This is a genomic window from Brevundimonas sp., assembly GCF_036400995.1.
Taxonomy (GTDB): Bacteria; Pseudomonadota; Alphaproteobacteria; order Caulobacterales; family Caulobacteraceae; genus Brevundimonas.
This window is the reverse complement of record NZ_DASWWG010000108.1, coordinates 16,548-27,261: the sequence shown is the minus strand read 5'-3', so window position 1 is coordinate 27,261 and position 10,714 is coordinate 16,548. Positions and strand designations below refer to the sequence as shown.

Genomic DNA, 10,714 nt, shown 5'->3' with positions numbered 1-10,714 from the left:
CGGCGGCGACCGGAGCCGCGGCGGGCTTGGGCGCAGCAGCAGGCTTCGGAGCGGCGGCGGCCTTCGGCGCGGCCGGCTTCTTGGCGGCAGCGGGCTTGGCGGCGGCCTTCGGGGCCGCCTTCGGTGCGGACTTCACAGCCTTCGGAGCGGCGGCGGCCTTGGGCGCAGCGGCGGGCTTGGCGGCGGCCTTCGGAGCCGCAGCCTTCGGCGCAGCCTTGGCGGCGGGCTTCGCAGCCGGCTTCGCCGCAGCCTTCGGGGCGGCGGCCTTCGGGGCAGCGGTCTTGGCCGGGGCGGAAACCTTCACGGCGGGCTTTTTCGCCGGCGTGGCGGCTTTGGGAGCGGCGGCCTTGGCGGCGGGTTTTGCAGCGGCCGGCTTCGCGGCGCTCGACTTTGCGGCCGGTTTCGGCTTGGAAGCGGCGGTCGCCGCCTTCGGCTTGGCGGCGGTACTCGACTTAGACGGTGCTTTGGCCATGAATTCCCCGACCCCTCGGATGTTGCGTTTGCTGGCAATGGAGAGCACGCCAGCGCGTCCCTCGATTCGCAATCATAGCGGTGTTTGAGAAATGTCCGAGTCCGCTGTTCAGATTATCGCCCGCGGCCCCCGCGCCGTTGCGGAAACCGCCGCCTCGGCGCTGGACGAAAACGTCCTGCTGGAAGGCGCGACCTACTCGATCCTGGAAGAGGACGAGGACAAGGGCGTGTGGCGCATCGACGCCTTCCCGACCACCGATGAGGAGGCCGAGGGCATCGAGGCGACCCTGTCGGCGCATGACGGCCTGACCGTCGTCGTCGAGAAGCTGGCCGACGCCGACTGGCTGGCCATGTCGCTGTCGGGCCTGCCGCCGGTCGAGGCCGGGCGTTTCTTCGTCTACGGCGCGCACGACCAGGGCCGGGTGCCGGTCAACAAGATCAATCTGAAGATTGACGCCGGCGCCGCCTTCGGCACCGGCCACCACGGCACGACGGTCGGCTGCCTGCTGGCCTTCGACGAACTGCTGAAGCGCGAAAGCTTCGAGCGGGTGCTGGACGTCGGCTGCGGCACGGGCGTGCTGGCCATCGCCGCGGCCAAGACCGGCTCGAAGGTCGCCGTCGGCACCGACATCGACGCCCCGTCGGTGCGGATCGCCAACGAGAACGCCCACATCAACCAGGCCAACGCCAAATTCGTCCACGCCTCGGGCCTGAACGATCAGAAGGTGCGCGGGCAGGGGCCGTACGATCTGGTCTTCGCCAACATCCTGGCCCCGCCGCTGGTGAGCCTGTCGCAGGACATCAAGGAGGCGCTGAAGCTGAACGGCGTGGCCATCCTGTCGGGCCTGCTGCGCACGCAGGAGCGCCGGGTGACGGCGGCCTATCTGTCGCGTGGTTTCGTGCTGGAGCGCCGCATCCACCGCGACGCCTGGAGCGCGCTGGTCCTGCGTCGGGTGGGTTAACGACGGAACGCAGGCCGGGTCGGGGCCGTTTCGCCGGAAATATCCGGAGGAAGACCCGTGACCTACGATCCCAACCTTGAGCCGGTCAGGCCCGGCGACACCGTCGTGCGCGAGACCGTCGTCACGCGCGGGCCCAATGAGACGGTCGAGACCGTCGTGGTGCGCGAGTCCAACACCGGCTGGTGGGTGGCGGGCATCCTCGGCGGTCTGGTCCTGATCGCCGTGCTGTGGATCCTGTTCTCGCGGCCCGCCGGAACGCCGACGGATGACGCCCTGCTGGAAGCGCAGGCGGAAGCCGCCGCCGCCCAGGCCCAGGCGGACCAGGCGGCCATCGCCGGGCAGGTGGCCGGGGCGCAGGCCAGCGTCGATATCGCTCGCGCCGACGCCGCCCGCTCGTCCGCCGAAGCCGCCCGCGCCGAGGCGGAGGCGCGTACGGCCGAAGCCCGCGCGTCCGAGCCGGTGGTGATCGAACGCACTTCGCCCGCGCCGACCGCGCCGGCGGTCGTGAGCCCGACCGCGCCGCAGAACTAGAACCGGCCGCCAAGGCGGTGCTATGGCTCCGGCCATGCGCCAGACCTATGACGAAACCACCGATCCGTCCTTCGGGGCGAAGCACCTTCCGCGCGTGCGGGCCCGGATGGCCGAGCAGGGCCTCGACGGGATGCTGGTCCCGCACGAGGACGAGCACCAGAACGAATACCTGCCCGCCGCCAACGACCGGCTGGCCTGGGTGAGCGGCTTTACCGGCTCGGCGGGCGCGGGCGTGGTGCTGAAGGACCGGGCGGCGGTGTTCGCGGACGGTCGCTACACGGTTCAGGTGCGGGCGCAGGTGGATGCGGCGCAGTTCGAGATTCTGGACCTCGTCGAAGGCGGCGTGCCCGCCTACCTCGAGCGCGCGCCCAAGGGGGCGGTGATCGGCTATGACCCGCGGCTGCACAGCCCGGACGCGCTGGCCGTCCTGAAGCGGGCGGCGGCGAAGGCCGGGGCCGAGCTGAAGCCGGTCGAGGTCAACCCGGTCGATCAGGCCTGGGGCGACGAGCGCCCGGCCCAGCCGATGGCGCCGGTCGTGCCGCACGATGACAAGTATGCGGGTGAGAGCAGCGCCTCGAAGCGCGCCCGTATCGGTGAGGCCGTGGCGAAGGTTGGGGCGGACGCCACGGTGCTGACGGCGCCGGCCTCGATCGCCTGGCTGTTCAACATTCGCGGCGGGGACGTGATCCGCACGCCGCTGCCGCTGTCGCAGGCCATTGTGAAGACCGACGGGACCGCCCGCCTGTTCATGGACCCGCGCAAGGTCACCAACGAACTGCCCGGCTGGCTGGGCGACGCGGTGACGCTGGAGGCGCCCGAGGCGCTGGACGGCGCGCTGGACGCCCTGGCGGGCCAGAAGGTGCTGGTCGATCCGGGGCAATCATCCGCCTGGTATTTCGACCGTCTGGAGGCGACGGGCGCCACGGTGGTGCGCGGGATGGATCCCTGCACCCTGCCGCGCGCGCAGAAGAACGCGGTCGAGATCGAGGGCTCGCGCCGGGCCCACATCCGCGACGGCGCGGCCCTGAGCCGGTTCCTGCACTGGGTCGATACGACGGCTCAGGAGACCCTGCCGGATGAGCGCGAGGTGGCCGAGACGCTGGAGCGCTTCCGCGAGGAGACCGGCGCGCTGAAGGACCTGAGCATCGACACCATCGCGGGCGCGGGGCCGAACGGCGCCCTGCCGCACTACAAGCCGGTGACGCGCACCATCCGCCGGATCGAGAAGGGCAGCCTGCTGCTGGTGGACGGCGGCGGCCAGTATCTGGACGGCACCACGGACGTGACCCGGACCATGGCGGTCGGCGAGCCGACGGCCGACCAGCGCCGGATGTTCACCCTGGTGCTGAAGGGCCATATCGCCATGGCCGTGGTCCGCTTCCCGGCCGGGACGACGGGGCACCAGCTGGACGCCATGGCGCGCTATCCGCTGTGGATGCAGGGCTTCGACTATGACCACGGCACCGGTCACGGCGTGGGCAGCTATCTGGGCGTGCACGAGGGGCCGCAGCGGATCGCCAAGGGCGTGAACAGCCAGCCGCTGCTGACCGGCATGATCCTGTCCAACGAGCCCGGCTACTATCGCGAGGGCCACTGGGGCATCCGCATCGAGACCCTCCAGGTGGTCACGGCGCCGGAAGCCATTCCGGGCGGCGAGCGGCCGATGCACGGCTTCGAGCAACTGACCCTGGCGCCGCTGGACAAGAAGCTGATCGACGTCGACCTGCTGACCGCCGACGAGCGGGCCTATGTCGATGCCTATCACGCCGAGGTCTGGACCAAGGTCGGCCCGCTGATGGCCGGTGAGGCGAAGACGTGGCTCGAAGCCGCCTGCGCGCCCTTGTAGGCGGACGTCGCAGGGCCCAGTTTTGAGAGCCGGCGGGACCCTCCGCCGGCTCTTTCATTTTGCGGAGACTGGCCGATGAAGACGCGCAAGCTGGGGCGTTCGGGCCCCGAGGTTTCGGCCATCGGCCTGGGCTGTATGGGGATGGCGTCCTTCTACGGGACCCCGTCGGATGAGACGCAGGCGACGGCGGTGATCCACCGCGCGCTCGAACTGGGCCTGACCTTCTTCGACACGGCCGAGATGTACGGCCCTTACACCAACGAGACCCAGGTCGGGACGGCGCTGAAGGACCGGCGCGACAAGGCCTTCGTGGCCACCAAATTCGGCATCGGCTGGAACGCGGACCGGACGGCGCTGGCGGTGGACGGATCGCCCGCCAATGTGCGCCGCGCCATCGAGGGCAGCCTGCAACGGCTGGGGATGGACCACGTCGATCTGTACTACCTGCACCGGGTCGATCCGAACACGCCGATCGAGGAGACGGTGGGCGCGATGGCGGAGCTGGTGAAGGAGGGCAAGGTGCGCTTCCTGGGCCTGTCGGAGGCCTCGCCGGAGACGCTGCGCCGCGGCCACGCCGAGCACCCGATCACCGCCCTGCAGACCGAATACTCGCTGTGGAGCCGCGAGCCCGAGGATGGCCTGTTCGCCACCTGCGAGGAACTGGGCGTCGGCTTCGTGCCCTACAGCCCGCTGGGGCGCGGCTTCCTGTCGGGCGATATCCGCTCGATCGAGGACCTGGAGCCGGGCGACTTCCGCCGGACCAACCCGCGCTTCATGGGCGAGAATTTCCAGAAGAACCTCGACCTCGTTGAAGCAGTGAAGGGCATCGCGGCCGACAAGGGCGTCACCGCCGCCCAGCTGGCGCTGGCCTGGGTGCTGGCGCAGGGCGAACACCTCGTGCCCATCCCCGGCACCCGGCGCATTCCGACGCTGGAGGACAATATCGCCGCCGCGCAGATCGTGCTGACGCCCGAGGACCTGTCGCGGATCGAGGCGGTGTTCCCGAAGGGGGCGGCGCAGGGCCACCGCTACGCCGAGGCGGCGAGGGCGGCCCTGAACCGGTAGCCGATCCTACTGGATGCGCGTCCAGGTCTGGGTGCGGCACAGGGGGGCGACGACGCAGCCGCGCAGGCGCAGGGTGTTGTCGCCGTCCATGGTGATGGTGCCACGATAGGTGCGGCCGTCGGCGGGGTTGTAGACGCTGCCGTTGCGCCACTCGGTCGGGCCGCCGGTGAAGCCGCGCAGCATGGGCAGGTTGCGCAGGGTGCGGCCGCGCTGGGCGCGGTCCTGATTGTGCTCGTCCAGCACGCCCGGGTTGGCGCGGATGGTGGCCGAGGTCACCAGCGTCCCGCACAGGGCCTGGCCGCAGCGGGTGATGCGGACCTGGCCGCCGTTGGTGGGGGTCTGCCACAGGCCGGTCGGGTCGCCGGCGAAGGCGGGGGCCGCGAGGGCGGCGGCGGCCGTGAACACGGCGGCGAGGAGGGCGGGACGCATGGGGTTACTCCGGAAGAACTTCACCCCCCGATGAGCGCCAACCACTCGTCCTCCGTCAAGACGGTCACGCCGTGCTTTTGCGCATCGGCCATCTTCGACCCCGCGCCGGGACCGGCGACGAGGTAGTCGGTCTTCTTCGAGACGGAGCCCGAGACCTTGGCCCCGAGGCTTTCGGCGCGGGCCTTGGCCTCGTCGCGGGTGAAGCGTTCGAGCGCGCCGGTGAAGACCACGGTCTTGCCCGCGACGGCGGTGTCGGTCTGGGGCTTCTCCGCGTCCTCGACCGTATCGAGCTGTTCGATCAGGGCGTCGACCACGGCGCGGTTGTGCGGCTCATGGAAGAACTGGGCGAGCGCCCGGGCGGCGACGGGGCCGACGCCGCTGATGGTCGCGATCTCGCCGAGCGTCATCGAAGGCCCTTCCTCGCGGGCGATACCGGCCAGACGCACAATGGCGGGCCAGTCGGGGGCGAGCAGGGCGAGCGCGCGGCGGGCCGGGGCGGCGACGCCGGGGAAGGCGAGGGACAGCTTCTGATCCAGCGGCGCCTCGGGCCAGGGATCATCGGCGGGCGGCGTGGCGGCGGCGAGGACCGACAGGGTGCGTTCGGAGACGCCGTGCCCTTCGGCCAGTTGCGTCCAGTCGGCGGAGGGGATGCCCTGTGACGCCTCCAGACAGGCGGCGTGGAAGGCGCTCCAGGAGCCGAAGTGGCGGGCCAGCAGGATGGAGGTCTGCTCGCCGATGTCGCGGATGCCCAGGGCGAAGATCAGCCGGTCCAGCGCGATGACGCGGCGGGCGTCGATGCCCTCGACCAGATTGCGGACGCTGGTCTCGCCATAGCCGTCCTCGCCGCGCAGGGCGGCCAGCTTCTCCTCGTCGCGAGCGAGGCGGAAGATGTCGGCGGGCTGGTGCAGCCAGCCGCGCTCGTGGAAGGCGATCAGTTGCTTCTCGCCCAGGCCCTCGATGTCGAAGGCGCGGCGGCCGACGAAATGCTTGAGCCGCTCGACCAGTTGGGCGTCGCAGATCAGGCCGCCGGTGCAGCGGCGGCGGACCTCGCCCTCGGGCCGCTCGGCCTCGGAGCCGCAGACCGGGCAGTGGGTCGGGAAGACGTAGGGCAGGGCGTCGGCCGGTCGTTTGTCCAGCACCACGCTGACGATCTGGGGGATGACGTCGCCGGCGCGTTGCAGGACGACGGTGTCGCCGATGCGCACGTCCTTGCGGGCGATCTCGTCCTCATTGTGCAGGGTGGCGTTGCGGACCACGACGCCGCCAACGGTGACGGGGTGCAGGCGGGCGACGGGGGTCAGGGAGCCGGTGCGGCCGACCTGGATGTCGATGCCCTCGAGCACCGTCTGGGCCTGCTGGGCCGGGAATTTGTGGGCGATGGCCCAGCGCGGCGTGCGGGCGATGAAGCCGAGGCGTTCCTGCCAGTCCAGTCGGTCGACCTTGTAGACCACGCCGTCGATGTCATAGCCGAGGCCTGCGCGGTCGGTCTGCAGGCCGTCGTAGAGGGCGATCAGCCCGGCGGCGTCCTCGACCCGGGCCGAGCGTGGATTGACCTTGAAGCCCCAGGACCGGAGCGCATCCAGGGCATGGCTCTGGGTGTCGGCGAAGTCGGCGGACTTCTCGCCCCAGGCGTAGGCGAAGAAGCGCAGGGGGCGTTTGGCCGTGATCACCGGGTCCTTCTGGCGCAGGGAGCCGGCGGCGAAATTGCGGGGGTTGGCGTAGGTGCGCTGGCCCTCGGCTTCGGCGGCGGCGTTGAAGGCGTCGAACTCGGCGTTGGGGGCGTAGACCTCGCCGCGCACCTCGATGACGTCGGGCCAGCCCGAGCCGCTCAGCTCACGTGGGATGTCATTGATGGTGAGGAGGTTGGCGGTGACGTCCTCGCCGGTCTTGCCGTCGCCGCGCGTGGCGCCGCGCACCAGCTTGCCGTGCTCATAGCGCAGGCTGGCGCTGAGGCCGTCGATCTTGGGCTCGGCGACGAAGGCGATGTGTTCGTCGGCGGGGAGCTTCAGGAATCGGCGGATGCGGGCGTCGAAGTCGGTCACCTCTTCCGGCGAGAAGGCGTTGTCCAGCGACAGCATCGGCACGCCGTGGCGGACCTCGGCGAACTGGCTGGAGACCGGGCCGCCGACGACCTGCGACGGGGAGGAGGCGGTGGTCAGGTCGGGGAAGGCGTCCTCGATCTCGAGCGCGCGGCGCTTGAGGGCGTCGTAGTCGGCGTCCGAGATCTCGGGGGCGTCATCGCCGTGGTAGAGGGCGTCGTGGCGGGCTAGCTCGGCGGTCAGCCGGGCCAGCTCGACCTCGGCGGCGGCGAGGTCCAGCTGATCTATGGGGGTGTCGGTCATCGGGATTCGCTCCGCCATGGACACGGTCTGCCCAAGTCCAGCGCCGCCCGCAATGTCGGGTTCCGCCGCTGCTGTCAGTTCGTCGGCAGCGTCGACCGGTCGTAGTCCGGCCCCATGTCGAAGATGAACACCGGACCCAGGTCGATGGTCTGGCTGGCGCCCGCCAACTGGACGGTCGCGCCGAGCGTTCCGGGCGCCCAGTCCCGGTCGGCGACGGCGTTGGCGAAATAGAGCTTCCATTCGCCGGTCGGGGCGACCGGAACGCTGACGACGTCGGGCCAGGGCTCGACGTTGCCCTGGAGGCGGATGATGGCGGTTCCCGCCTGCGCGTCCTCGGGCAGGCGTTCCGCCCGCAGCCAGACGGCCAGCAGCAGGACGTCGCCTGACCGGACCGGCTTGGTCGAGACGGAGCCCGCGCCGATATCCCAGGTGTTGCCGCCGGCGGCGGTGACGTCGACCCGCAGGGCGTGGCCGCCCTGGACGGTGGAGGTGATGATCTGGTTGGTCTGGCCGGCGCCGTAGACGTTCCAGCCAGTCACGTGGACCGCGTTGACCGCCTTGTCGAGCATGGAGCCGCCCTGCTGTGCGAAGGCCGGGCCGGCGACGGTCAGGGCGAGGCCGACAGCGACCGCGGCCAGGGTGCGTTTGATCATTGGGTCCTCCCGACGGCCTCTGTCCGGGCCGTTCCCGAGCGGGACTGTTATCCGCCGTCGAACGGCGTTCAAGGCTACATGACAGGGGTGTAATCTGACGTGACCGCCAAGGCCTGCTAGCGTCCGCGCGCAAAAGGAGATTCCATGCGTCCGATCCGCCTGCTGGCCCTGTCCTCCGCCGCCGCGAGCCTGCTGCTCGCGGCCTGCGCCACCACGGGTGAGCCCGCCGCTCCGGCGACCCCGGCGGCTCCGGCCTTCCAGGCGCAATTGCTGGAGGACGTCCGCATCCTGTCTTCGGACGAGATGGCCGGGCGCGACACCGGCTCGGCCGGGGGCGAGATGGCCCGGAACTATATCGTCGGCCGTCTGGAGGCGCTGGGCGTCGCGGCGCCGGCCATGGGGCGGCTGCAGACCTGGGAGGCCACGGGCCGCACCCGGCAGGGGCCGCGCACCTTCAACGGCGTGAATATCCTCGGCGTGGTCCGGGGCACCCGCGTGCCGGATCGCTACATCGTGGTGACCGCCCACTACGACCACGTCGGGACCAATGAGGGCCAGATCTACAACGGCGCCGACGACAACGCCTCGGGCGTGGCGACCATGCTGGCGCTGGCCGCCGAGGTGAAGCGCCTGGCGCCCGAGCACAGCGTGATCTTCGTCGCGCTGGACGGCGAGGAGCGGGGCCTTCTGGGCGCCAAGCATTTCGTCGAGGTCCCGCCCGTGCCGCTGGCCTCGATCACCATGAACCTGAATTTCGACATGACCGCCCGCGCCGAGACGGACGGCAAGCTGTGGGTCACCGGCACCTACCAGAACCCGACCTTCCGCCCGATCCTGGAGGCGCTTCCCGCCGACGGCGCCGTGTCGCTGGCCTTCGGCAAGGACACGCCGCAGGACACGGGCGCGGACAACTGGGTCGAGGCCTCGGACCACGGCGCCTTCTTCCGCGCCGAGGTGCCGTTCCTGTATCTGGGCGTGAACTACCACCCCGACTATCACCGCCCGTCGGACGATTTCGAACGGATCACGCCGGCGGTCTTCACCAGCGCCACCTCGCTGTCGATCGCCTCGTTCCGTGCGCTGGATCAGGCTCTTGATCGCTGATTTCGCGAGCGCGTTGCGGTCGCAAAGATAGGACTTGAAATCAGGCGTCCGTGGTCGTTCCGTCGCGGGACGGAGACACACGCATGACCACGACCAATCCGCCGGCCCTCGACCTCGGCGCCGTCCAGAAGATCCGCAAGGCCGCGGTGTTCGTCGCCCTGCTGGCGCTTATGGGCGCGGCGCTGGTGACCCAGTCCGTCGGCGGGGTCGACGGGCGCTGGCACGAGATGGTCGAGGCGGCGGGGCTGGCGATGATCGTCTTCTCCATCGTCGGCCGGGCCTGGTGCACCCTCTATATCGGCGGGCGCAAGAAGGCTGACGTGGTCGACAGCGGCCCTTACTCGATCACCCGCAACCCGCTCTATGTGTTCAGCTTCTTCGGCGCGTTCGGCGTCGGCGCGCAGAGCGGAAGCGCGGCGATCGCCTGCGGCTTCGTGCTGGCGTCCCTGCTGATCTTCCGCCTGACGGTCGCCCGGGAGGAGGCCTTCCTGAGCCGGGAGTTCGGCGAGCGGTACGAGGCTTATCGCGCCCGCACCCCGCGCTTCGTGCCGAACTTCGGCCTGTGGCGGGATACCGAGGAACTGACCGTCCGGCCGTCGCTGTTCCTGCTGACCATCCGGGACGGGCTGGTCTTCCTGCTGGCGATCCCGATTTTCGAGATGATCGATCTGGCCCAGGCCGAGGGCTGGCTGAAGGTGATCGCGCTCCTGCCCTGAGGGTGTCATACCCTCAGCTCGATCTTCGTCCTGACGGGTGAACCATGCGCCGTATCGCCAGCCTCGCCATCCTGATCCCGCTGCTGACCCTGGCGGCGTGTGACAGCGGACGGGAGCCCGCCGAGCCGTCGGCCCCGGCCTTTACCAACACCGCGTCGGGCGACATCTCCGGCTACTACCTGCCGATGGACGAGGCGCGCTCCGGCAAATGGGCGCTGGATCATGTCTTTGTCGGTCAGGCGGCGGAGTTCGCCGGCTGGCAGGCAGGACAGCGGACGGCGACCTTCGCCCCGGTCATGCTGCAGTTCGAGGACACCACCAGTCCGATGACGCAGACCGAGATCGGTGAGGCGCGCAGCGTCACCGCCCGCGTGCTGCCGACCCGCTACACGGTCAACGACGGCGAGGTGATCTTCGAAGGCCGCTCACCCGAGCTGGGCGTGGTGATGTTCAGCGGCCGTCTGGACCAGGGCGCTCTGGCGACCGCGCGGCGCAATCTCGGCGATGAGGGGGCGGTGCTGACCGGGTCTCTGAAGATCGGAAACGCCCCGGCGCAGGCCGTGCGGCTGCGCTGGTGGATGGGGGACTGACCGGG

Annotated in this window: 11 protein-coding genes; 7 read left to right on the top strand and 4 right to left on the bottom strand. The window is 70.4% G+C overall.

What is annotated here, in order from left to right; translation table 11 throughout:
• A partial coding sequence (locus VGE03_RS14890; protein ID WP_331047260.1) for a hypothetical protein occupies positions 1 to 520 on the bottom strand: 520 nt, incomplete at its 3' end.
• Between the two features lie 43 nt (positions 521 to 563).
• On the opposite strand from VGE03_RS14890, the gene VGE03_RS14885 reads away from it, so the two are divergent.
• From VGE03_RS14885 to VGE03_RS14870, 4 genes are all read left to right on the top strand, one after another.
• Positions 564 to 1,433 carry a 50S ribosomal protein L11 methyltransferase gene (locus tag VGE03_RS14885; RefSeq protein WP_331047259.1) on the top strand — a complete coding sequence of 290 codons (870 nt, stop codon included), beginning with the start codon at positions 564 to 566 and terminating at the stop codon, positions 1,431 to 1,433.
• 57 nt (positions 1,434 to 1,490) lie between these two features.
• Complete coding sequence (locus VGE03_RS14880) at positions 1,491 to 1,964, top strand: hypothetical protein (protein WP_331047258.1); 474 nt, start codon at positions 1,491 to 1,493, stop codon at positions 1,962 to 1,964.
• 34 nt (positions 1,965 to 1,998) lie between these two features.
• Positions 1,999 to 3,810, top strand: coding sequence for an aminopeptidase P family protein (locus VGE03_RS14875; protein WP_331047257.1), 1,812 nt, complete (start codon positions 1,999 to 2,001; stop codon positions 3,808 to 3,810).
• Between the two features lie 75 nt (positions 3,811 to 3,885).
• Complete coding sequence (locus VGE03_RS14870; RefSeq protein WP_331047256.1) at positions 3,886 to 4,875, top strand: aldo/keto reductase; 990 nt, start codon at positions 3,886 to 3,888, stop codon at positions 4,873 to 4,875.
• Between the two features lie 6 nt (positions 4,876 to 4,881).
• On the opposite strand, the gene VGE03_RS14865 is transcribed toward VGE03_RS14870, so the two are convergent.
• The 3 genes from VGE03_RS14865 to VGE03_RS14855 form a co-directional block, all read right to left on the bottom strand.
• Positions 4,882 to 5,304, bottom strand: a complete 423-nt coding sequence (locus tag VGE03_RS14865; protein ID WP_331047255.1) for a DUF2147 domain-containing protein — start codon at positions 5,302 to 5,304, stop codon at positions 4,882 to 4,884.
• Between the two features lie 20 nt (positions 5,305 to 5,324).
• Complete coding sequence (gene ligA / locus VGE03_RS14860) at positions 5,325 to 7,646, bottom strand: NAD-dependent DNA ligase LigA (RefSeq protein WP_331047254.1); 2,322 nt, start codon at positions 7,644 to 7,646, stop codon at positions 5,325 to 5,327.
• A 74-nt stretch (positions 7,647 to 7,720) separates the two neighbouring features.
• Positions 7,721 to 8,299, bottom strand: a complete 579-nt coding sequence (locus VGE03_RS14855) for a hypothetical protein (RefSeq protein ID WP_331047253.1) — start codon at positions 8,297 to 8,299, stop codon at positions 7,721 to 7,723.
• Between the two features lie 144 nt (positions 8,300 to 8,443).
• Here VGE03_RS14855 and VGE03_RS14850 point away from each other — a divergent pair, with 144 nt between their 5' ends.
• From VGE03_RS14850 to VGE03_RS14840, 3 genes are all read left to right on the top strand, one after another.
• Entirely contained in the window at positions 8,444 to 9,403 is a 960-nt protein-coding gene (locus VGE03_RS14850; protein ID WP_331047252.1) for a M28 family peptidase, read from the top strand.
• Positions 9,404 to 9,486: 83 nt separating this feature from the next.
• Entirely contained in the window at positions 9,487 to 10,119 is a 633-nt protein-coding gene (locus VGE03_RS14845; RefSeq protein ID WP_331047251.1) for an isoprenylcysteine carboxylmethyltransferase family protein, read from the top strand.
• 44 nt (positions 10,120 to 10,163) lie between these two features.
• Positions 10,164 to 10,709 carry a hypothetical protein gene (locus VGE03_RS14840; RefSeq protein WP_331047250.1) on the top strand — a complete coding sequence of 182 codons (546 nt, stop codon included), beginning with the start codon at positions 10,164 to 10,166 and terminating at the stop codon, positions 10,707 to 10,709.
• The last annotated feature ends 5 nt before the right edge of the window (positions 10,710 to 10,714 follow it).

Coding starts and splice junctions, on each gene's coding strand:
- VGE03_RS14870 (WP_331047256.1), top strand. CDS start 3,886: ATGAAGACGCGCAAGCTGGGGCGTTCGGGCCCCGAGGTTTCGGCCATC.
- VGE03_RS14850 (WP_331047252.1), top strand. CDS start 8,444: ATGCGTCCGATCCGCCTGCTGGCCCTGTCCTCCGCCGCCGCGAGCCTG.
- VGE03_RS14885 (WP_331047259.1), top strand. CDS start 564: ATGTCCGAGTCCGCTGTTCAGATTATCGCCCGCGGCCCCCGCGCCGTT.
- VGE03_RS14840 (WP_331047250.1), top strand. CDS start 10,164: ATGCGCCGTATCGCCAGCCTCGCCATCCTGATCCCGCTGCTGACCCTG.
- ligA (WP_331047254.1), bottom strand. CDS start 7,646: ATGACCGACACCCCCATAGATCAGCTGGACCTCGCCGCCGCCGAGGTC.
- VGE03_RS14875 (WP_331047257.1), top strand. CDS start 1,999: ATGCGCCAGACCTATGACGAAACCACCGATCCGTCCTTCGGGGCGAAG.
- VGE03_RS14855 (WP_331047253.1), bottom strand. CDS start 8,299: ATGATCAAACGCACCCTGGCCGCGGTCGCTGTCGGCCTCGCCCTGACC.
- VGE03_RS14865 (WP_331047255.1), bottom strand. CDS start 5,304: ATGCGTCCCGCCCTCCTCGCCGCCGTGTTCACGGCCGCCGCCGCCCTC.
- VGE03_RS14845 (WP_331047251.1), top strand. CDS start 9,487: ATGACCACGACCAATCCGCCGGCCCTCGACCTCGGCGCCGTCCAGAAG.